20 protein-coding genes and 1 pseudogene are annotated in these 22,021 nt (G+C 63.1%); 11 read left to right on the top strand and 10 right to left on the bottom strand.

The features are described from left to right. Positions 1-208: 208 nt before the first annotated feature. The gene (locus PQR42_RS04190; protein ID WP_408204980.1) at positions 209-1,624 is read right to left on the bottom strand and encodes an NAD(P)/FAD-dependent oxidoreductase; all 1,416 of its coding nucleotides are present in this window, start codon (positions 1,622-1,624) and stop codon (positions 209-211) included. 13 nt (positions 1,625-1,637) lie between these two features. Then, on the bottom strand, positions 1,638-2,048 hold the full coding sequence (locus PQR42_RS04185; protein WP_408382645.1) for a nuclear transport factor 2 family protein: 411 nt from the start codon (positions 2,046-2,048) through the stop codon (positions 1,638-1,640). Between the two features lie 344 nt (positions 2,049-2,392). On the opposite strand from PQR42_RS04185, the gene PQR42_RS04180 reads away from it, so the two are divergent. The 4 genes from PQR42_RS04180 to PQR42_RS04165 are packed head-to-tail and all read left to right on the top strand — an operon-like array spanning position 2,393 to position 6,607. Further along, positions 2,393-2,602, top strand: coding sequence for a DUF3311 domain-containing protein (locus PQR42_RS04180; RefSeq protein ID WP_106300676.1), 210 nt, complete (start codon positions 2,393-2,395; stop codon positions 2,600-2,602). A gap of 12 nt (positions 2,603-2,614) precedes the next feature. Then, complete coding sequence (locus PQR42_RS04175; protein ID WP_408382643.1) at positions 2,615-4,000, top strand: sodium:solute symporter family protein; 1,386 nt, start codon at positions 2,615-2,617, stop codon at positions 3,998-4,000. A 22-nt stretch (positions 4,001-4,022) separates the two neighbouring features. After that, on the top strand, positions 4,023-5,681 hold the full coding sequence (locus PQR42_RS04170) for an amidohydrolase (protein ID WP_408382640.1): 1,659 nt from the start codon (positions 4,023-4,025) through the stop codon (positions 5,679-5,681). Then, positions 5,678-6,607, top strand: a complete 930-nt coding sequence (locus PQR42_RS04165; RefSeq protein WP_408382638.1) for a CobW family GTP-binding protein — start codon at positions 5,678-5,680, stop codon at positions 6,605-6,607. The genes PQR42_RS04170 and PQR42_RS04165 overlap by 4 nt, the downstream gene beginning before the upstream one ends. 67 nt (positions 6,608-6,674) lie before the next feature. On the opposite strand, the gene PQR42_RS04160 is transcribed toward PQR42_RS04165, so the two are convergent. After that, positions 6,675-6,896, bottom strand: coding sequence for a hypothetical protein (locus PQR42_RS04160; RefSeq protein ID WP_408382635.1), 222 nt, complete (start codon positions 6,894-6,896; stop codon positions 6,675-6,677). On the opposite strand from PQR42_RS04160, the gene PQR42_RS04155 reads away from it, so the two are divergent. The 3 genes from PQR42_RS04155 to PQR42_RS04145 are packed head-to-tail and all read left to right on the top strand — an operon-like array spanning position 6,865 to position 10,260. Beyond that, on the top strand, positions 6,865-7,419 hold the full coding sequence (locus PQR42_RS04155; RefSeq protein ID WP_408382633.1) for a hypothetical protein: 555 nt from the start codon (positions 6,865-6,867) through the stop codon (positions 7,417-7,419). The two genes, PQR42_RS04160 and PQR42_RS04155, sit on opposite strands and share 32 nt — an antisense overlap. Next, a complete protein-coding gene (locus tag PQR42_RS04150; RefSeq protein WP_408382630.1) occupies positions 7,416-8,486 on the top strand; it encodes a hypothetical protein in 1,071 nt (356 codons plus the stop codon). Before PQR42_RS04155 ends, PQR42_RS04150 begins: the two co-directional genes overlap by 4 nt. Before the next feature lie 13 nt (positions 8,487-8,499). Next, positions 8,500-10,260 (top strand): ShlB/FhaC/HecB family hemolysin secretion/activation protein, encoded by a 1,761-nt coding sequence (locus PQR42_RS04145; protein WP_408382628.1) that lies wholly within the window; start codon positions 8,500-8,502, stop codon positions 10,258-10,260. 22 nt (positions 10,261-10,282) lie between these two features. On the opposite strand, the gene PQR42_RS04140 is transcribed toward PQR42_RS04145, so the two are convergent. Further along, positions 10,283-11,104, bottom strand: coding sequence for a LysR substrate-binding domain-containing protein (locus PQR42_RS04140; RefSeq protein WP_408383019.1), 822 nt, complete (start codon positions 11,102-11,104; stop codon positions 10,283-10,285). Positions 11,105-11,230: 126 nt separating this feature from the next. On the opposite strand from PQR42_RS04140, the gene PQR42_RS04135 reads away from it, so the two are divergent. Beyond that, positions 11,231-12,082 carry an alpha/beta fold hydrolase gene (locus PQR42_RS04135; protein WP_408382626.1) on the top strand — a complete coding sequence of 284 codons (852 nt, stop codon included), beginning with the start codon at positions 11,231-11,233 and terminating at the stop codon, positions 12,080-12,082. 95 nt (positions 12,083-12,177) lie between these two features. On the opposite strand, the pseudogene PQR42_RS04130 reads toward PQR42_RS04135, so the two are convergent. From PQR42_RS04130 to PQR42_RS04115, 4 genes and pseudogenes are all read right to left on the bottom strand, one after another. Beyond that, positions 12,178-12,462 (bottom strand): annotated as a pseudogene (locus PQR42_RS04130) (VOC family protein); the annotation flags it as partial. Positions 12,463-12,469: 7 nt separating this feature from the next. Continuing rightward, entirely contained in the window at positions 12,470-13,492 is a 1,023-nt protein-coding gene (locus tag PQR42_RS04125; protein WP_408493572.1) for an aldo/keto reductase, read from the bottom strand. 91 nt (positions 13,493-13,583) lie between these two features. After that, the gene (locus PQR42_RS04120; protein ID WP_408382622.1) at positions 13,584-14,450 is read right to left on the bottom strand and encodes an NmrA family NAD(P)-binding protein; all 867 of its coding nucleotides are present in this window, start codon (positions 14,448-14,450) and stop codon (positions 13,584-13,586) included. A 49-nt stretch (positions 14,451-14,499) separates the two neighbouring features. Continuing rightward, positions 14,500-15,813, bottom strand: coding sequence for a serine hydrolase domain-containing protein (locus PQR42_RS04115; RefSeq protein WP_408382620.1), 1,314 nt, complete (start codon positions 15,811-15,813; stop codon positions 14,500-14,502). Between the two features lie 232 nt (positions 15,814-16,045). Between PQR42_RS04115 and PQR42_RS04110 the strand changes: the two genes are divergently transcribed. Together PQR42_RS04110 and PQR42_RS04105 are read left to right on the top strand one after the other, a co-directional pair. Beyond that, on the top strand, positions 16,046-16,960 hold the full coding sequence (locus PQR42_RS04110; protein WP_408382619.1) for a LysR family transcriptional regulator: 915 nt from the start codon (positions 16,046-16,048) through the stop codon (positions 16,958-16,960). A gap of 147 nt (positions 16,961-17,107) precedes the next feature. Further along, complete coding sequence (locus PQR42_RS04105) at positions 17,108-17,521, top strand: DoxX family protein (protein WP_408204966.1); 414 nt, start codon at positions 17,108-17,110, stop codon at positions 17,519-17,521. Between the two features lie 45 nt (positions 17,522-17,566). On the opposite strand, the gene PQR42_RS04100 is transcribed toward PQR42_RS04105, so the two are convergent. Continuing rightward, positions 17,567-19,177, bottom strand: a complete 1,611-nt coding sequence (locus PQR42_RS04100; RefSeq protein ID WP_408204965.1) for a Na+/H+ antiporter — start codon at positions 19,175-19,177, stop codon at positions 17,567-17,569. Between the two features lie 184 nt (positions 19,178-19,361). Between PQR42_RS04100 and PQR42_RS04095 the strand changes: the two genes are divergently transcribed. Further along, complete coding sequence (locus PQR42_RS04095; RefSeq protein WP_408382617.1) at positions 19,362-20,399, top strand: alpha/beta fold hydrolase; 1,038 nt, start codon at positions 19,362-19,364, stop codon at positions 20,397-20,399. A 70-nt stretch (positions 20,400-20,469) separates the two neighbouring features. Here PQR42_RS04095 and PQR42_RS04090 read toward each other — a convergent pair whose 3' ends face one another. Then, entirely contained in the window at positions 20,470-21,897 is a 1,428-nt protein-coding gene (locus PQR42_RS04090) for a methyl-accepting chemotaxis protein (protein WP_408493571.1), read from the bottom strand. Positions 21,898-22,021 lie beyond the last annotated feature (124 nt).

Genomic DNA, 22,021 nt, shown 5'->3' with positions numbered 1-22,021 from the left:
GACCGGGCCGGTCTGCCTGCGCAGCCGCCGAGTCCTGACGTCGTCAATACTGGATGGGGCGAGGACGCCCATGCGTCTCGCCTTATGATTTTTTATCAAGCACCGCGCAGCTCTCGCGCATGGCGCAAGTGTGCGCCGTTTGCGCAGCGCGCGCGGCAAGTTGCGAGTTCAGCGCCGCATGCGCACGGGCGAATCTCCGCCCGCGGCATCAGGGCTTTTCGTCGCGGCGGAAATAGAGCTGATACAGCATCCGCTGGCCGATTCGCCGGAATGGCGCAAACGGGTGCCCCGGCAAGGGTGACGTGAAGATCGGCAACGTCTGTTTCGCGCCCTTTCCCGCGATGCGTTCGGCGAGCCGCCGCCCGGCCTGCTGAGAATACGACACGCCGTTGCCGCCGTAACCGAGCGCGTAGTACACGGTCTGCATCGGATCCGGCTGATACACGCGCGGCATCATGTCGTGGCTGACGTCCACCCAGCCCCACCATGAATAATCGATCGGAACGCCGCGCAAAGCGGGAAACTTGCGCAGCATGCCTTCGACCAGCAGATCGTAATGGCGCGAATTGGGCGCGTCGGCGCCGGTGATCGCGGAACGGCTGCCGATCTGCAAGCGGTTGTCCGGCAGAAAGCGATAGTAGAAGCGCAGCGTGCGCGTATCGGTCAGCACCTGGGTCGTGCGAAAGTTGCACGCGTCGATTTCCTGCTTCGTGAGCGGTCGCGTGACCATTGAATTCGACAGGATCGGCATGATGCGGCTACGCAGCGAAGCGTGCAGCGTTTGCGCCGTATAGGCACCCGTTGCAATACCGACCGCGCGCGCACGCACGATGCCGCCAGGCGTGCGCAAATGATGCACGCCGTTGATCGTTTCCCAACCGAGCACCGGGCTCGCCGGATGCACCTTGGCGCCCGCTTCACGGGCCAGCCGCAGATAACCGAAGGCGAGCTTCAGCGCATGAATGCCGATGCCCTCGGGCTCGTGCAGCGCGCCGGCCGCTTCGTGATCATTGACGTACTCGCGCTGGAAGGTCTGCTTGTCGATCAGTTCGGACGGATAGCCGAACACGTCCTTCCAGACCTTGGCCTCGGCGGCGAGCTTCTGCATGATGCGCGGGCGGTGCGCGATCAGAAAGTGGCCGCCGGGTTGCGGATCGCAATCGATCTCCGCGACCAGCGACTTGAAGTTGTCGAAACCTTCCTGAATCTCGTCGTGCATTTTCAACGCGACGTCTTTACCCCAACGCTCGATCCATTGGGAACGCGACAGCCGGCCCGAGGCGTTCTGACCTTGCCCGCCGTTGCGGCTGCTGCAGCCCCAGCTCGTCTTGTTGGCTTCCAGCACGACCGCCTTGATGCCGTGCTCCCGCGCGAGACAGAGCGCCGTGGCGAGCCCGGTATAGCCGCCGCCGATGATCGCCACATCCACGTCGACATCCGCCGTGATCGGACCATCGTCTTCGGGCGGCGTGCCCGCGGTCGCGACCCAGTAGGTCGGCGCGTATTGCTTGCCCCAGCCCGGTCCCGGCGACACCAGCGGGTCGTACGCCGGATCGTAGCGCGTATCGTCTTCGCGGCCGGACGGCATGCCTTGCGCGACCCGTTCGATTTCACTGTGCTCCATGTGAAGCTCCCGATCAGCGTGCGAGGTTCTGCTTCGGACGTTCCTTGCGGAACGCCCGCTTGACCGCGATGAGGCCGTCGCGGAACTCGAACAGGTCGCAACCTTCCGCCTCGATACGCCAGCCTTCCGCGTGCGTTCCCGTGAACACCCACTCGGAGACGCCGCGTTCGCCGCTCACGTAGTGGCGGCCCTTGCCCCAATGCGCGTCGGGAAAGGTCCTGAAGACCGCTTCGAAGGCCGCACGCGTCGCCTCGCGGCCTACAAAGCGCGTGCCGAAGACTTCCGGACCGCCTGCTGCATCGAACACGCAATCGTCGGTCATGAAGGTCATCAACGCATCCGCGTCATGACGATTGAACGCATCGGAAAACGCGGCCAGCGTCTCGGCCGTGACGTGCTGCAGCGGGGTCTGTGTTTGAGTCATTGCTTGCTCCTCCTGGATGACTTTCGCTTTCGTTTCGATAAGGCATGAGACGCAGCCAGTGGCTGGCGATCCGTGAGCAAATTGTAGGCAGGGGGTTTGTCCGACGGGTAGGTCCAGTGCGGTGCTTTCGCCTGGTGCAGCGAAGCGGGACGCGGGTTTTGCCGTATCCGCGGCATGTGCTGAATTGGACTCATCGACTCCCGTCAACTGGCTCTATGGTTCTATTTTTTTGTTCGGCAACACTGAGGGTACTGGCCGTTATCTTCACCGATTGCCTGTCCTTGCGCGACTGCCAGAGCTGTTGGTCGCGCCCCGTCCACGACTTCACGCTGCGAGGAGTTAAGGTGCTCAAACTGTTTATCGGACTCGGCATTCCCTATCTGGGCGTGGTCGGCCTGCTGCCATGGGTGGCGTCCGTCGACCGCTTCGTGTTGGGCGTGCCGTTCATCTACGCCTGGATCTTCGCGTGGTTCATCCTCACCTCCGGGTGCCTGATGATCTGCTGGCGCGTGTTCGACTGCCGCCACGACGAGTCCCACCCGCAAAACCGCTAAAGGAGTGTCCGGATGGCCACCGCAGTTTTTCTCGGCTTTCTCGCTTTCTCGCTCTACCTGGCGATCCGTTCGAACCAGGGACGCGGTCCGCAAAGCGTGCATGACTTCTTCGTGGCGTCGCGGCAGTTCGGCGCCTACCTCGTGTTCTTCCTCGCGGCCGGCGAGATCTATAGCATCGGCACGATGGTCGGCTTTCCGGGCGGCATCTATGCCAAAGGACCGACGTACGGCGTCTGGTTTCTCGGCTACATTCTGCTGGCCTATCCCGTCGGCTATTTCATCGGCCCGAAGATCTGGCAAGCCGGCAAGCGCTATAACGCGATCACCCTGCCCGATCTGTTCAAGGGACATTTTCAGAGCCGCTCGCTCGAACTGATCGTCGCGGGCTCCGCGATCGTCTTTCTGCTGCCGTGGGGGCAGTTGCAGTTCACCGGACTCGTCGCCGCATTGAACGGTCTCGGCTGGAACTTCAAACCGCTGTATCTGATCCTGTTTGCGGCGTTGCTCGCGTTCACCTATATCGCGATCGCCGGTGTGCGCGCATCGGCGTATATCGCCGTGCTGAAGGATATCCTGATGGTCGTCGCGATTGTCATCACCGGCGTCGCCGTGTCGATGGAAGTCGGCGTGACCGAGGTCTTTCATGCAGCCAGCCTGCATGTCAGCAACCGGATGAATTCGCACCAGTTGACCTTCTCGATGAGCACCATGCTGTTCCAGTCGCTCGGCTTCTACGTCATGCCGTTCGCGGTGCAGAACTTCTTTACCGCGAAAAGCGCGAACACGATTCGCCGCACGCAGGTCGCGATGCCGCTTTACATGCTGATGTATCCGTTTCTCGTGGTCGCGTCGTACTATGCGATTAGTCAGAACCTGCATCTCGCGTCGCCCAACGAAGCGTTCTTCGCTGCCGCGATCCGCCTGTTGCCGGGCTGGCTGCTCGGGCTCGTGGCCGCCGGCGCGTCGCTCTCCGGCTTGCTCGTGCTGGCCGGCATCTGTCTCGCCATCGGCCCGATCGTCACACGCAATCTCTTGCCGGGCATGCCGGAGGCTCGCCAGAAGACCAGCGCGAAAGTGGTGATCGTGCTGTACCTGCTGGTCTCGATCGTAATGACGCTGCTCACGCCGAATCTGATGCTCACGCTGATCAACACCACGTATTACGGCGTGACGCAGTTCTTCCCCGGCGTGATGGTCGTGCTGTTCGGATTGCGCGTGCGGCCGTCCGCCATCGCCTCCGGCATGTTGACCGGACAAGTGCTGGCGATCATCCTGTACATGCTGCAGATCGACCTCGGCGGCTTCAATCTGGGACTGGTATGCCTCGGCGTGAACCTGCTGGTGCTTACCGCGGTGAACCTCACCGCGAAACCGAGCCGCGCGCACGCGCTGAGCTGAACGAACTTCAATCACTGCACTTATGACCCGACCAGTGGAAAAGAGCCCGACACAAGTCTTCGTTGCGAAGAAGATCGTGACGATGAATCCCATGCAACCCTATGCGACGCATGTCGCGATTCGCGACGGCAAGATCCTGTCGGTAGGCAATGCCGACGACGTGAAGCAATGGGGCGACGCGGAAATCGTCGATACGTTCAGCGATAAAGTGCTGATGCCCGGGTTTGTCGAAGGCCATTGCCATCTGATGGAAGGTGCGATGTGGGACGCCGTCTATGTCGGCTACTACGACCGCCGCGGCCCCGACGGCCGGCGCTGGCCAGGCCTGACAACACTGGACGCCGTGATCGAGCGCCTGAAGGCGGCCCAAGCCGAGATGACGTCGGCCGACGCTCCGCTGCTCGCGTGGGGCTTCGATCCCATCTTCTTCGGCACCCAACGCCTGAGCGTGCGCGAACTGGACACGGTGTCGGCCGAACGGCCCATCGTGATCCTGCATGCGAGCGTCCACCTGATGAACGTCAATTCGGCGATGCTGTCCCTTGCGGGCATCGACGAAGAAACGGATATCGACGGCATCGACAAGGACGAGAGCGGACAGCCGACCGGCGAGTTGCAGGAGTTCGCCGCCATGTTCCCGGTCTACCGCGTGATCGGCGCCGGCCTTTCGATCGCCGCGAGCGAAAGCGCGAAGGCCATCTGGAATTTCGGCCGCGTCGCGCAACTCGCCGGCGTGACGACCGCCACCGATCTGGTCAACGACTTCTCCGAACTGGGCAATCGCAACCTGCGCGAAGTCACCGCGAACGCGGATTTTCCTGTGCGCATCGTGCCCGCCTTCGCACCGCAACGCAGTCCCGAAGGTGGCGCGCAACAAGTGCTCTCCGCCATGCAAACCGCGACGCCGAAGCTGCACTTCGGCCCCGTCAAGTTCATCGTCGACGGTTCGATTCAGGGCTTCACGGCACGCCTGAAATGGCCCGGCTATCTGAACGGCAAGCCCAACGGTTTGTGGCTGATTCCGCCGAGCCAGTTCGTCGAGGTGTTCACGCCCTTTCACGAAGCCGGCCTGCAACTGCACGTGCACACCAACGGCAACGAGGCGACCGAACTCGTGCTCGATGCCTTCGAGCGGCTTCTCACGCTTCATCCGCGGCCCGACCACCGGCATACGCTGCAGCACTGCCAGATGGCGGACGCGAGCCAGCTCGCGCGGGCGGCGAGCCTCGGCCTGTGCATCAATTTCTTCTCGAACCACATCTACTACTGGGGCGACGCGCACTATACGCAGACCATGGGCGCGGATCGCGCGAATCGCATGAACGCGGCGGAATCCGCGCGCCGCCTCGGCATTCCGTTCGCCTTTCATTCCGATGCGCCGATTACGCCGCTCAATCCGCTCTTCACCGCATGGTGCGCGTCGCAGCGCGAGACCGCATCGGGCCGCGTGCTCGGTGCGAACGAACGCGTGCCGATCGCCGACGCGTTGCGCGCGATCACGCTCGGCGCCGCCTACACGCTCAAGATGGACCATCTGGTGGGCAGTATCGAAGTCGGCAAATTCGCGGACTTCGCGGTGCTCGCCGAAGACCCGGCCGAGGTCGCGCCGCAACGTCTCAAGGATCTGGAAGTGTGGGGCACGGTGCTCGGTGGCCGCATCTTCCAGGCGCCGGCGGGATGAGTGCGATTCCGCTTGTCGTTATCGGCGGCTATCTCGGCGCCGGAAAGACGACACTGCTCAACCATATTCTGAGCAACGCCGGATCGCGACGCATCACCGTGCTCGTCAACGACTTCGGCTCGATCAATATCGACGCTTCGCTGATTCGCCAGCGCACCGACGACGTGATCAATCTGGAAAACGGCTGCGTCTGCTGTTCGATCGGCGGCCGGCTGGTCGAAGCGCTGCTTGCCGTGAGTTCGCGCAGCGACGCGCCGGATCTGCTGATCATCGAGGCGAGCGGCGTGTCCGACCCTGTGCGTATCGCGCAGATCGGCTTGCTCGATCGCGCGTTTCGTCTCGACGGCATCGTCGTGCTGGTTGACGCGGAACGCGTCGAAGAGACGCTGGCCGATCCTTATGTCGGCGACATCGCGCAACGGCAGATTGCGGGCGCCACGGCTATCGTGCTGAACAAGATGGATCTACTTAGCGAGCCTTCGCGCGAGGCCGTAAAAGCGCGCGTTGAAGCGCTTGCGAATAGCCGTGTCATCGTTCAGGCGACGCACGCAGCCGTGCCGCTCGGTTTGATCTTCGACCGGCATGTGCTGCCCGCGCGCAACGCCGGCGCACTGCCACTCGCCGCTTCCCCCACCCCGCGCGATCTGTGCAGCTTTTCGTTTACCACCGACGCGTGCCTGAGCCGCAAGCAGCTCAAGGAAGCGCTGCGGAGTTTTTCGGCAAAGCTATTGCGCGCGAAAGGCTTCGTGCGGCTGGAAAGCGACGGCGCGTTGCATGAGTTGCATGTGGTCGGCAATCGCGTCGTGCTCAGCGCGTCGCCGGCCCGCATGTCTGCGGAATCGCAGATCGTTCTGATCGGCATGTTCGATCACGAAGACGAGTTGCACGCGCGAGCCGCGCTCAAAGCCGCCGAAATCGATTCCTGATCCTGGGCAGCGAAAACAGCGATCGCCTTCGATTCACAAAATGAGCGGCGGCGACGTGTTCCTCGTGTCACGCCTGAGTGTCAGCAACAACGGCAGCATCGACGCGCCACAAGGCAGCGCCGAACTTGCGGCGGGGCAACAGGTATTGCTCAACGATTCTTCCGCGGGACAGCAGGTGTTCGTGCAGGCCGGCGCTCACGGCGCCGTGCTCAACGCGGGCGCGATCCGCGCCGCGCAGGTGAGCCTGCAGGCCGCCGATGGAAACGTTTTCGCGCTCGCCGGCAATCACGCGGCGATCCGCGAGCGGCACCGCATTGCGCGACGGACATGTCTGGCTCGTCGCGGACCGTGGCACCGTGCATGCACATGGGGCGATCTCGGCGGTCAATGCCGACGGCAGCGGCGGCACTGTCGAGACCACCGGCAGCGCGCTCGACATCGTTGGCGCGAACGTGAGCGCGGGTCTCTGGAAACTCGGCTCGCCGACCTTCACGCTCGACGGATCCAACGCGGCGACGCTCGCGAGCAACCTCGGCAACGGCACCTCGGTCGATGTCGAGGCGACGGGCGCCAACGGTCAAAGCGGCAACCTCCAGGTGAACTCGAACATGCAGTGGAGCGGCGGCGCGTCGTTGACGCTGGGCGCCGCACATAACGTGACGACTGCGCCGAACGTGACCATCAGGAATACCGGCACCGGCGACCTCACGCTGCGCGCGGATGCGAACGCCGTCGACAACGGCGGCAGCGTAATCAACCACGGCACGATCGACTGGTCGGCGAGCAAAGGCAGCGTCTGCTGTACGACATGAAGGGCAGCTACACGCCCGGCACGATCCTCGCCAACGCGGCATGGAAGCCGGCACAATTCAGCGGGCTCGTCACACAGGTCACCGCCTACAAGCTGGTCAACAACCTCACCGACTTGCAGAACGTGTCGCAGAATCTCGCCGGCAACTACGCACTCGGCGCCGACATCGATGCAAGCTCCACCTTCACGACGCCGTTTACGCCGATCGCCGCGTCGAGCGCGACGCCCTTCACCGGTCAGTTCGACGGCAGGGGACACACGATCGCCAACCTGTCGGTCAGCACCGCGACGTATACGGTCGACACACCGTTAGGGTTGTTCGGCGTGACGGGTCCGGGCAGCGTGGTGCGCAACGTCGGCGTGACCGATGCGGAAGTGGGCAACCCCTTCGGCATTTTCGGCGCGCTTGCCGGCGTCAACTACGGGCTCATCACGTATGCGTACTCGAGCGGCGACGTGCGAAATCTCTCGGTTAGCGGATACGTCGGCGGCCTCGTCGGGGAGAACTACGGCACCGTCGAACGCTCCTGGAGCAGCGCCGGCGTGGGTTCTCAGACAGTGCTGGGCGGACTGGTCGGCCTGAATGCCGGCACGATCACGCAATCCTACGCCATCGGTGGCGTGGGCGGCGGCAGCCATGGTCAAGTTGGAGGCCTGGTCGGTGTGAACAGCGGGACGATCAGCGAATCGTACGCGACGGGCCGCGCATCCTCATTGCTTGGCGCCGCCGGGCTCGTCTTCGAGAACACCAGGACCGGTGTGATCAAGCAATCGTTCGCCGCGGAGCCAGTGGGCGGCGGACCGCCGTTGGCCGAGTACGCCGGCGTCGTCGCCGCCAACGACGGCACGATCGCCAACAACGTCTACTGGGACGCGCAGGTCAGCGGGCGGCCTCATGCCGTATACATTGGCACGGGCAAAGCGCCGCCTGATTCCAACGGACTGACGACTTCGCGGATGGGCATGGCGTCGAGCTACGATTCGTCGTGGAACTTCAGTGCCGCCGGCGCGTGGGCGATACCGTCCGGTGCGGTCTATCCGGTACTGCGCTGGCAACTGACGCAGTAACGGACCGCGCGGCATGCGGGGTTCGGCGCTGGGCCGTCATTGCCGTGGCAGAGCCATCGCGCCGCAGGTGGCGATCGCGATGGCTCTCGCCGGCGTCTGCAGCCGCGCAGAGGCGCAGGCCTACCACGATGTCGCGCCGATCGCGCCGCCATCCATGGCAAAACCCGCGGCGCCGGTCTTGCCGCCAGAACCGGCCGACTCGTCTCAAGACATTGCCGTCGCCACCTTGCGCGGGCTGCAGTTCGAGGCGGCGGACAGCGCCGCCGCGCCCGCGGCGCGCCACGCTATCGTCGCGATCGACCTGCCGCTGCTCGCGCCGGCTTTCCTGCAAAGCTTCGATGCGGACCTCGGCCGCCCGCTGACTTTCGACCGCCTTGCGCAAATCCGCCGCGCCGTGGTCCAGCGTTACCGCGACGCGCGTCAGCCTCTCGTCGATGTCTACGTGCCCGAGCAGGACGTCAGCGACGGCGTGGTGCGAATCGTCGTGGCGACTTTTCGCGTTGGCCAGGTCGTGGCGCGCGGCAACCGCTATTTCAAATCGAAACTGCTGACCGGCGAGATGCCGCTCAAACCCGGTGAGCCGGTGCACGAGGACGATGTGCTGGCGGGCATGGCACTGCTGAACGCCAATCCATACCGGCGCGTCGACGTGATCTATGCGCCCGGCGCCGCGACCGGCACGACGGACGTCGTCCTGCAAACCGAGGACCGCTTGCCGCTGCGCGTGTATGCGGGCTACAACAACGATGGCGTCCCGCAACTGGGCCGCGACCGGTTCGTGGCCGGCTTCGATTACGGCAATCTGTTCGGACTGGACCAGCGCATCGGCTATCAGGCGACCGCGAGCAACGATCTGTTCACAGGCAATCCGGATGTGCCGGGCCGGCCGGATCACGCGCGCTACATCGCACACGCAATCGACTATGTCGCGCCGCTGCCCTGGCTCGATCGCGTCGAGATTTTCGGACTGTTCGCGCGCGCCACGCCGCGTTTGCCGGAGAGTTTCGGACAGACGGGGTTGAGCAGCCAGTGGAGTTTTCGCTATGACCACCGCTTGCCGACGCTGGCTGACTGGCAGCAGCAATTGCAGATCGGCTACGACTTCAAGCGCTCGAACAACGATCTCGAGTTCGGCGGCTTCCAGGTTTTCGCCACTAACACGCATGTGCACCAACTGATGCTCAGCTACGACGCCGTGCATAGTGACAGCCTCGGCCAGACCCATGCGACGGCCACAGTATTCTTCAGCCCCGGCCATCTCGACTCTTCCGACAATGACGAAGCCTACGACACCGCACGCGCCGGCGCGACACCGCGCTACGGCTATCTGCAGTTGTCGGCGCAACGCGACCAACCGCTGTTCGCCGGTTTCGGCTTGACCGCACACGGGCAATTCCAATGGACCGCGAACACGCTGCTGCCGAGCGAGGAATTCAGCCTTGGCGGCGACGCGAGCGTGCGCGGTTACGATCCCTACGTGGCGCAGGGCGACCGCGGCTGGAACCTGCAGACCGAGCTCAGCACGCCACCGCTGACACTGGGCAGCGCGGTGCTGCAACCGTTCGTGTTCTTCGATGCCGGACACGTATGGAATCGCAGTGTGCAGGTGCCTGAAGCAAACAATGTGTCGCTGGCAAGTGCCGGAGCGGGCGTGCGGATGCAGTTCAGCCGCTACGTGACCATGCACGGCACGATCGGCTGGCCGCTAAAAAGTGCCGTGCCGAATGGATCGAAGGCCCCGCTGTGCGAGGTGTTCATCGTGATCGGCAGTTAGGATGCCGTCCGTCGGCAGTCCACTAACGCCTCAACTCGGAGACAATCTTCTCCGCCAGAAAATCGCACGGCGGACGATTCGAAGCCGTGCTGCGTGCCAGCACCATTTCGAGCGCGGGGATCTCGGGCAATCCGTGCGCGCGTCCAAGCAGCGTGAAGTGCGCCGGCACCGCGCATCGCGCGAGCGGAACAATCGCCAGCCCCGCTTCGGCCATCGACAGCAGGCCCAGCAGACTTGGACTTTCATACGAGGTGCGGTAGGGAATCTTCGCCCGCTCCAGGCTGCGAATCGCGTTCTCGCGCGCGACGCTGCCCGGCAGGAACACGGCGATCGGCAACGGCCGCTCGCGCCATATTTCATCGGCGCTCGGCGCCGCCGCCCATTCCATCGGCTCGAGCCGGATGAACTCTCCCGACAAGCCCTTGACTCGCGTCGCGCACACGAGATCGACGGAACCGTCTTTCACCATCGGCGCGAGTGCCACGCTCGGCAAACCGACGACCTGAATCTCCACCTTCGGATAGGTCGCGGAAAACTTCTTGAGGATCGGCGGCAGCAGCGACGACGCATAATCGTCCGGCACGCCGATGCTCACGCGGCCGGTCACGTCCGGTCGAACCACCGCCGCCCACGCCTCGTCGCGCAAGGCGAGCATGCGGCGAGCGTAGGTCAGCAGGACTTCGCCGTCCTGCGTCGGGACCACGTTTCTCGGCTTGCGCACGAACAGCGGCTTGCCCAGCGCGGTCTCGAGCGTCTTGATCTGCATGCTCACCGCCGATTGCGAGCGATGCACGACTTCCGCCGCCCGGCTGATGCTGCCGGTGTCGGCGACGGCGACGATCATGGTCATCACGTCCAGGTCGAGGGCTTTCAATGGGTCTGGTATCAGAAAAGTAGATAGATTCGATCAATATTACGCGATTTTCTAAAGTAGCGACATGGGGCATAGTGGCCGCAAAGGAGCCAGTCCATGAACGCCCGTACCGACCTCTCAGTGCTTGCCGTACCCGAACTGTCGTTTGCGACCATCGCATCGGGCATCTGCGTGCCGTACGTCGAGTGCGGAGAAGGCGAGCCGCTCGTGTTCGTGCACGGCTCGCTGTGCGACTATCGCTACTGGAATGCGCAGACCGCGGCGCTCTCGCAGCATTTCCGCTGCATCTCGGTGAGCCTGAGCCACTACTGGCCGGCGAGCGAGGCATGCATCCAGGGCGAGTTCGGCTGGCAGACGCACGTCGCCGAGCTGGCCGAGTTCATCGAGGCGATCGACCTAGGGCCCGTCCATCTGGTCGGCCATTCGCGCGGCGGCTGCGTGGCCTTTCATGTCGCACGCGACTATCCGCGGCTCGTGAAGACGCTGACGCTCGCGGACCCGGGCGGTCCGCTGCAGATCGACGGCATGCCGGACGCGACGTTGCCGGCCACGACCAATGTGCTGCGTGCGCGCGTCGCTGAACTCATCGAGAGCCAGCAGATCGATGCGGGTCTGGAGCTTTTCGTCGATTCGGTGAGCGTGCCCGGATCGTGGCGCAAGAGCCCGATAGCGTTCCGCACCATGGCGATCGACAACGCGGGCACGCTGCCCAAGCAGCTCCGCGATCCATTGCCCGCCTATTCCCGCGAAACCGCGCGCGGCGTGAAGTGCAGGACGCTGCTGATCGACGGGCAACGCAGCCCGCGCATGTTTCGCAACAACGTCGAAAAGCTCGCGGATTGGATCGACTATGCGGAGCGGCAAACCATCGCCGGCGCGTCGCACGGCATGAATGTGTCGAACGCCGGCGCTTTTAACCGGCTCGTGCAAGCATTCGTCAGCTTCTGATTCCGGCGTTCCGGTTCAGCATTCAGCATTCGGCATTCGGCATTCGGCATTCGGCATTCGGCATTCGGCATTCGGCGGCACGTTCGTCGAGAACCTCAGAGGTCGAAGGTGCCACGGTATTGCTCGTCGGCATCCGAACGCGTATTGATTTCGACGAGCACGCCGCCGGGCACCTCGCAGAAAAACCGCGAGCCGCGTTCATGCTTGAACACACCGGTTTTCATCACGACACCCGCGGCGGCCATCTGCTCGTAAAGCGCGCGAACCTCGTCGAGGGACACCAGCTCGAAACCGATGTGAAAGTTGTGGGGCCATTCGACCGGATGGTCGGCGGCGGCGTCGATCACGATGTCGAAACCGGGGCGTTTCAGAAACCAGCTCGTCCAATCAGACCACTACCCGATCCTTGTCGTGGAACTTCTGCATCCAGTACGGATAAGGCAGGTGCGGCCGCGAAACCTGATTCAGACGTTCGGTCTGCGCGGCGTTCAACGCGATCTGCTGAGCGTCGAGGTTAGCGGTCAGTTGCTCGGGCGTGCGCGCGCCCACAATGACGGAACAGACTTCACGGCGCGCCAGAATCCACGCCAATGCCACCTGAGCCGGCGACGCGTTCAATTCCGTGGCGATGTCGCGCAATACGCGCACGATTGGATCCGCCTTTGCGGGATCGATCGGCGGAAAATTCAGCCTGGTTCGACGCCCGCTTTCGCCGCTGCTTCCCTGCGTGTACTTGCCGCTCAGGTACCCGCCCGCGAGCGGACTCCACACCAGAAGCGCAACATCATTCGCCTTTGCGACGGGCGCGATCTCATGCTCGACGTCGCGGCTCGTCAAAGCATAGTGAACCTGATTGCTGACAACGCGGGCCCAGTGCGTGCGAGCGGTGATGCCCTGCGCACGCTCCAGGTCGCCCGCGCTGAAGTTGCAGACCCCGAGGTGCCGCACCTTGCCTTGCCGCACAAGGTCGTCGAGAGCACGAAGCGTTTCCTCCAGCGGAACAAGTTCATCGCGGTCGTGCAACTGAAACAGGTCGATATGATCCCGGCCGATCCGCCGAAGACTCGTTTCCACCGACCGCATGATGTGCGAGCGGCCGAGCCCGACGTCGTTGTGGCCGGCTCCTGTGCGCAGCCGGACTTTGGTCGCGACCAGCATGCGCGATTCGTCGAGTCCAAGGTCGGCCAGCGCCTGACCGACGACCGCTTCGGATTGCCCTTGCGAATAGGCGTCAGCCGTATCGATCAGGTTGATACCGCGCTCGACGGCCATCGCAACAAGCCGTGTGGCCTGGGCACGGTCGAGGCCGGCAATGTCGCCCCAGATTCCGATACCGGCGCCAAAGGTCATGGCGCCAAGACAAAGACGGGAAATGCGCAGCCCTGACCTGCCGAGTGTGCTGTATTCCATAGCGAATCCTTGATATGAATCCATTGATGAACGATGGGCGCAATGCACCCGGCGACGCGCCATCCTGCACGCGTCACCGGATGCGCCCGCGTTAGCCCGCCTGCGCGACGAGTTCTCGCAGAACGGTTTCCAGTTCCACCTCGCCTTTGACAATGTCGGCTTCCTCGCCTTCGAAGGCGATCCAGCCTTCATTGAACCCGTCGAGCATGCGCATGCGCGGCAACGGGTCCTTCGTACCTTGGGAGCGGAACAGCGCGCCCCATGTTTCGCGCGGCACCACCTCCACACGAACCGGACGACCGAGCACCTGGGCAAACGCCTCGGCCAGATCGTTCGGGCTCACACGTTGCGGCCCCTCCAGTTCGACGACACGCACGCCGCGCCAGGTTTGTTGAAGCAGTTGCGCGGCAACGCGGCCCACGTCCGCGGTCGCGACCATCGGCACAGCCTTGTCGAGCGGCTGCAGAAAGCTGGAGATCATCCCGTTGTCCCGGGCCGGCGCAACGTCCCATGCGGCGTTTTCCATGAACCAGCCGGGACGCAGGAATGTCACGGGCATCGGTAAATCGCGCAGCGCCTGTTCCATCAGCGTACGTTGCGTGAGCAGGTTGGTCTCGGTGGCCTGCGCGCCGATCGTCGACAGGCAGACCACCTTGCCCGGTGCCGCCGACTGAAGCGCCTCGCGCACGGCGTCAATGACAGCACGCGCCTCGGGAAAGCCCGGCGACGGATCGAACTCGGACGGCGGCAGAATGAACACGCCTTGCGTGCCCTCGAAAGCGGCGCTAAGGGATGCCGCGTCGTCCATGTCGGCTGTCACCACTTCACACCCGCGCTCAGCCCACGAACGTGCCCGCGCGGCATCCCGTACAACCGCGCGTACCGGCTGGCCCGCGGCGAGCAACGTGCGCGCCACCGCGCCGCCGACCTTTCCTGTTATCCCTGTGATTGCATACATTGCAGTTTCTCCTTGCGTAGATAGATGTGTGTCGATCCGTGAGCGGCGCTCACGCGTGTTGCAAGCCGTGATACAGCCCCTGCTCGAACTGTCCGTACAGGTCCACCACACGAGGGTCGTAGAACGGCAGGATCTGCGTGAACAGCGTGCCGGCCACCTTCCTGACCGGATCGACCCAGAAATAGCTGTTCAGCAGTCCCGCCCAGCTGATGCTGCCCGCGCTGCGGCCATGCGGACCCGGCTGTGTGTTGATGTCGAAGGAGAGCCCCCACTTGTGAGCCGTCCCGGGAAACTGATCGAAGCTGTTAGACCACGCCGGCTGCGCCGTCTTCATTTCGGTTACCTGAAGATCGCCGATCTGATTCTGGAACATCGTCGCCACGGTGTCGGCACGCAGGATTCGCTCGCCGCGGTACGTCCCACCGTTCATCAGCATCTGCAGGAGCGCCATGTAATCGCGCGGCGTGCTGAATGCACCGCCGCCGCCCATGAAGAACTCGGGCCGCTGGTTGATCTCGAACGGCGCGGGCTTGAGCGATCCGTCGGGTTGCCGGTTGTGCATCGTCGCCACGCGCTGCTTCTGCGCGCCGCTGATCAGAAATCCCGAATTGCTCATGCCGAGTGGCGTGAAAATGTGCTCCCGGAAGTAGACCTCCAGCGACTGATCGGTCACTGCCTCAACCAGCTTGCCCACCCAGTCCATCCCGATGCCGTACTGCCAGCGCTCGCCCGGTTCGAACTCCAGCGGCGCCTTGAACGCGCCGTTCATCGAGTAGCCGATATCCGGCATGCCGGTCACCTTTTCGTACCGGCTGATGTTTTCGCTCCAGATGCTGTACGTGAAGCCAGACGTGTGAGTCAGCAGATGACGCACGGTTATCGCGTTTCGTGCAGAACGCAGTTTTGGCTGTCCGGATGCATCGAAGCCGTCCAGCACTTGCGGCGACTTCAGTTCCGGAAGGATCTCGCCTGCGGGCTGATCGAGCCGGAGCCGGCCCTGCTCGATGAGTTGCATGCAGGCCGTGGCGGTGATCGCCTTGGTCATCGATAGCAGCCAGAACACCGTATCGGGCGTCATTGCCGTACCGGTCTGGGGATTGGCATGGCCCGCTGCGCCCTCGTAGACGAGGCCGCGCTGCGTGGCGCCCATCGCTACCACACCGGCTACGGTGCCGTTGTCGACGGCCTGCCGCAAGGAAAGGTCAATCGTGGCAAAGGCAGGGTTGCGGACCAGAACGCGATCACGCGCCTGATGCATCTCCGCGGCGTCTGTTTCGATGCTTGTCAATCCGCCCACTGCGGCGACCGCCAGCAGGCCGGATGCTCGCTTCAACAGGTCGCGGCGGGTGAGTTGAACGGTCATCTCCTACTCCTTGAAAATTGCAAACTATGATTGGTGTGACGTGCCAATCAGATGTGCGTAAAGCGTGGATCGCTGAGGTTGAAACGAACTGTTGGGATGCATTGTGGGCAAACGCGATGAGAAACTAAATGACACCAATGACACTTGTGAAGTGACTGTTGGTTACTAATGAGTCATAGTGCGGTTTTTGACGCACTGTGCAGAGGCAGCCAATGACCAGGATGCAGCGCCCATGAGATCGTCCAGCGAGAATCTCTCTAGCGGTATCAGCGTGTTTGCCGCCGTCGTCGATGCGGGGACGTTCGCAGCCGCCTCCGAATTGATGGGTATGTCGCCGCCCGGGGTTAGCCGGGCAATCGCTCGACTCGAAAAGCGGCTGAAAACACGGCTCTTCAACCGGACGACCCGCGCCGTTTCCCTTACCGAAGAGGGCCGAAGGTTTTACGAGCAGGTCATGCCGCACTTGAGGGGAATGGAGGGAGCGGCCGCAGCCGCGGCAGGAGGCGCCGCGACAGTGCGCGGGAAGCTGCGAATCAATCTTGACCCGGTTTTTTCGCGAATCATTCTGGGCCCGAAACTCGATGAATTCATGGATGCGCATCCTGAACTCGAGCTTGAGTTCATTGCGAGAGATCAGCTCGGCGACCTCGTCATGGACGGCTTCGATCTCGCCTTGCGATTTGGCGAACCTCGCTCATCCAGTCTGATTGCGCGCAAGCTCCTCGACACCGCGGTTGTCACGGTCGCATCGCCTTTGTACCTCGCTCGCCGTGGGCGGCCGGCGGAGCCTCAAGAGCTGGGTCGCGGAGAGCACAGGTGTCTTGAATTCCGGAACCCGGATACCGGCAAGCCGTATCCGTGGGAGTTTCATCGCAAGCGCAAAAAGCTTGTTGTCGAAACGAATGGCCGGCTTACAGTGAACGATCCGAGCGCACTCCTCAACGCGTGTCTGGCTGGCTCCGGTGTCGCGCAGATGCTTCTGCTGGGAGCCGAGCCCCTGATCCGGGAGGGACGACTCGTCAACCTGTTCCCCGACTGGCCGGATGAGCGCTTCCCGCTCTATGCGTACCATCCATCGCGGCACCACATGCCGGCCAAGGCAAGGGTATTTCTTGACTTTATCGTCGCTTTGACGAGTACGAGTTAGCAAGTCGAAATAGGCCGCGTTGTTCAGGTTAGCGGCTCAAACGTACACTTTTTACCTCACGCTTAAGAACAATTAAGGAGTCTGGAAGGACGTTTACTCCGCGCTAACCTATGATCGCTCAATCTAGGCGAAATCAAGGAGGCGTGCGTGAAATCAAGGGCAACGACCACGGATCTCGGGCTGTTGTATTTGCGAGTGACCGCGAGCCTGCTCGTCCTCCTGGTTCACGGTTTGCCGAAAGCGATGCACTACGCGAGCCAGGCAGCGGCGATCGAGGATCCGTTTCACCTGGGCAGAACAGTGTCGATTACATTCGCGATTTTCGCGGAAGTCATCTGTCCGCCCCTGATGATCCTCGGGATCGCGACGCGACTCGCTGCGTTGCCGATCCTCATCGTCACGGTGGTCGCGCTGGCCTTCGTCCATCGCGACTGGTCGCTGGCGGAAGGACAGTTCGCGTGGATGCTGCTGATTCTGTTCGGCACGATCGCGATTGCCGGGCCGGGCCAGATCCGTTTTGGCGGCCGAGCGGAGCAGCGCGACGGAACAGCCCGGCAGTAAGCGTCGTGCTTTCCACTTGTGCCGTTTTCCTCGCGCATCGCCGCTTCACGGCCCCAACAGTCTTTTCAGCCGTGCCTCTTCGAAATCGAGTTCCGATTCGATCCGGTGCAGGGTCTTGTCCTTGATCCGGTTCTCGTCGTGCAACTGAAGCAGCGCCGCGCGGCCCGCCTGGACCGCTCGCAGCCCGAGGTTCAGCCGCGTCAGCCGCAAATGCACGAGCGTTTCGCCGCCCGTGTGCGCACGCGCGTTGCTGTCGATACGATAGCTGTATTCGTCGATCAGCCGCAGCACCACGTCCTCGTTGCCTTTGCATTGCGTGAGATCGATCTGCTTCAGCGCGTCCAGTGACGCCTGAAACGTGAGGGATCGGGCCTGATATTGCGTGAGATATTTCGAGTCGGCGGACGCGTGAGCATCGTTGAAACCGATCAGGCGCGCGAGCGGCGCCAGCGTCAAACCTTGCACAAGGACCGTCACGAAGATCACCGCGAATGTCGAGAAAATCAGCAGATCGCGATCGGCCAGCGACTCGGGCAGCGCCAGTGCAGCGGCAAGACTCACAACGCCGCGCATTCCGGCCCAACCGAGGATCGTCGCCTGCTTGAGGTCCGTTCTGGGCTGGGTGCCACGCGCGCGTGAGAGGAGATATTCGGGCAACGCGATCGCCGCCATCACCCAGACGATCCGCGCGACGATCACAACCGCGACCGTTACGCCGGCCACCACCCACACACGCTCGGGCAGCCACCACGAGAACGTGTGTCCCGCGTCGAGCTTTGCCAGCGTACCGGGCAGCGACACGCCGATCAGGATGAACACGAGCGCTTCCAGCACAAAGACGACGACGTCCCACGTGCCCGTGGTTTTCAGCCGCGTGGTCGCGTCGAGTGTCATGTGCTGGCACAGTCCGACGATCAGGCCGCACACCACCACCGACAGCACACCCGAGCCGTGCAGGCGTTCACCGAGCAGATAAGCGCCCCACGCGGCGAGGAAGGTCAGCACGACGGCCAGATGCGTGTCTTCGAGCCAGCCGAGCAGCTTGATCGTTGCCCAGCCGATCAGCGCGCCCGTTGCGATGCCGACCAGCGAAAGCGTTGAAAAGGTGAGGATGGCGTCGCTCGCGCTGAAGGTGCCCGCCGCCAGCGCAACCAACGCAAAGCGATAGATCACGAGCCCTGACGCGTCGTTGACGAGGCTTTCGCCCTCGAGCACGGTGACCAGGCGCTCCGGCAACGGCAACTCGCCGAGCAGGGCTTTGGCCGCGACCGCATCGGGCGGCGACACGATCGCGCCGAGGGCGACGCACGCGGACCACGGCAGTTGTGGATCGACCCAATGGACGGCGCACGCGACGCACGCGGTCGTGAAGATCACCGACCCGAGCGCAAGCGATGCGATTGGCGCGGTCTCGCGGCGAAACTCTCGCCAGGCGGTATAGAACGCACTGGACATCAGCAGCGGCGGAATCAGCACGACCATGATGACGTCGGGGTCGAGCGCAACGACGGGCGCATCGGTCGCGAAGCCGATCGCCGCACCGCCGACCAGCAATACGGCAGCCGACGGCAGATTGAAACGGCTGGCAACGAGCGATAGCACGCACGCGCCGAGCAATACGAGAAGCAGGCCTTCGAAGAATACGATGTGGTTCATCAGTGGGCGCTCAAGGGTGCGGTGGCGGCCGGCCGTTCCCGACGCCGTGATGCTTGCATGACTGTAATGTACAAACATTTTCAGTGTCGTCGAGGTATATGCTACGCACACCCCGCCACTCTTCCCTTCGCGAAGCAAGATACCCCTGATGGCCGTCGGCGAGGATTGGCGCACGGAGGGTCGCATGTATCGCCACGCCATCGTGTCTGCGTTCGTTCTCGCCACCGTCATCCCCGTCGGCCCCTCGATGCACACCAACACCGCACAGGCGGCCGCCCCGGCGGCGACTTCTCCGGCAACATCAGGCGATTTTTCCGGTCGGGTCGATATTGGCGGAAGATCGCTCTATCTGGAGTGCCGCGGCCAAGGGAGCCCCATCGTCATTCTTGAAGCGGGCGCCATGGGCCGTGCCGATGTCTGGAGCCGGGATAGTCTGCACCCTGCCGGCGAACGGACCATGGTCCTGCCTGGCGTGGCCGAATTCACCCGCGTCTGCGCCTACGATCGGCCGGGCACACTCGGCGAGGTTAACCCAAAACTCGACCCGCGCGGTCCGCTGTTCTTTCCCGGTCGCAGCGACCCGGTTCCCCAGCCGCGTACCACGCGAGACAAGGTCGCCGACCTGCACGCGCTGTTGAGCGCCGCCCATGTGCCGGGCCCTTACGTCCTCGTTGGCCACTCCGCGGGCGGCCTGGTGGTGCGGCTGTACGCAAGCACCTACCCGGACGAGGTGGTGGGCATGGTGCTGCTCGACACCACCCACGAGAACACATGGCGCCGCTTTCACGAAGCGCTAGCACCCGCACAGTGGGCGCAGTTCGAAGCGCTCACCGTGAAAAACCAGGAGATGCTGGACGCCTATCCGGAGGCCGAGCAGTGGTGGACTGCCCCGCTGGACGACGACGCCTCCACGGGTCAGGTACGTGAGGCGAGAGATGGCGCGCCGCTGCGCTCGATGCCGCTTGTCGTTCTGGCCCACGGCATCCCTTTTGCCGCGCCGTTTCAGGGCTGGCCGAGCGACAAGATGGAACGGATCATGAGCGCCCTGCAGAAGGATCTCTCCCAACTCGCCTCGGGCGCACGATTCAAAGTCGCGGCGAAGAGCGGACACAACATCCACCAGGATCAACCCGAACTGGTCATCGCAGCGATTCGACAGGTGGTCGAAGCGGTGCGCGATCCGAGCGTCTGGAGCCCCTCGCCAGCGTCGCCCGCAAAGTAATCGAACCGCGCGGCTGCGTCATCGGCAAATGCGGATGAGGGGCTGGCGGGAAAACAGCCCGCCTCCCGGATTAGTTCATGTCGTGCTCAACGAGGAAAATCGACATCGCCTCACGCAAAGTCCGCGCTCTCTCTCGCAAGCTTGCCGACGCTGAAGCGACGCCCTTCACGTGCTCGACATCGCGCTCCAGCATCGCATCCATCTCACCCATGCCCTGACTGAACCGGTCGACATCGCGGCTCTGGGCATCACTCGACGCGCTGATATGCTCGATCAACCTGGCGACGTCCGCCACATCGCCGACAACGCGCCGCATGGCCACCCCGGCGCGTGTCGCAAGGGTCGAGCCGTGCTCGACGCGCTGCAACGAATCGCCGATCAGGCCTTTGATTTCGCGCGCGGCGCTCGCGCTCCGATGGGCGAGCGTACGGACCTCCTCGGCCACCACCGAGAAACCCCGTCCGTGGCTACCCGCACGGGCCGCCTCGACCGAAGCGTTGAGCGCGAGAAGATTGGTCTGAAACGCGATGCTCTCGATCATCGCGATCATGTCGCCCATGCGGTGCACGGCCTCGTCGATCTCGTTCATCTTGCCGACGACCTCGCTGACGACTTGTTCGCTTTGCTGTACCACGCTTGAGGTTTGCCGCGCAAGGCTGTTTGCCGACGCCGCATGTTCCGCGCTTTCCCTGACCCGTTGCGCGATCTGCTCCATCGCCGTATTGGTCGCGTTGAGCGTTTCGGCTTGGGTGGTGAATTCTTGGGACAAGGTGTGATTTTCGGCAGCGATGTTGTCCGATGAAACCGCCATCTGGTCGATCGTCGTGGTGATTTCGCGCATCGTATCGTGGATGGCGTTGAGTGTGTCCTTGAAGGTGCGGCTGCTGGTCCCCTCAAGCTTCATGGGTGGAAGGCGCAGATCGAATTGACCCGCTTGCCGTGAGAGGTTTTCGCCAAGAACGGCGAGTTCCCGGCCCGTTTGTGCATCGGCTTTCATATGCCGTGCAATGAAAATCAGCAACCCGGCCTGAACGACGACGTAAGCCGCATGTAACAGCACAATCGACCACGCGGGCTCGGTGAAGCAATAGGCGTCCAATCCAGCAAGCTGGAAATAATTGAATGTGAAGTGATGCACCGCGATGACGCAGGCGGCACAGAGGATCGGTCGCCAGTCCCGATAGGCCAGCAGGAACGACATCAGGACAAAGATGCCAAAGTGCAATTCAGTCAGGCCGCGCTCCTGATGAATCTGCAACGCAGCGAATGTCATCAGACTGGCAGCAAGGAAGAGGCGCGTCACCAATGCGCCTGCGCGCAAGTAAGCTAGCATCGACGCGATAGCGGCGGTAGGCAATCCGACCCACAGTACGGCGCGCAAGTTGTAGTCGCGTATCGCCAACAGGCAAGAGATCGCGAACAGGCCCCATACGACAACAATCATGAGCCTGTCGGCTTTCACATAAACCGTATGCAACAACTCGTCCGACTGTTTCATGCGGGTCTCCCAGCTATCTGTTCTTTATTTGGTCTGGTACGGTGCGCCATGTCTGCATGCCCAGGGCAGCGTCTCATACGGTCTGCGGGCGGTGATGAGAATCGCTGGCGAGCTCGCCGAATAC

This window comes from Paraburkholderia sediminicola, assembly GCF_046027355.1.
Taxonomy (GTDB): Bacteria; Pseudomonadota; Gammaproteobacteria; order Burkholderiales; family Burkholderiaceae; genus Paraburkholderia; species Paraburkholderia sediminicola_B.
This window is presented reverse-complemented; position numbering and strand designations above follow the sequence as displayed.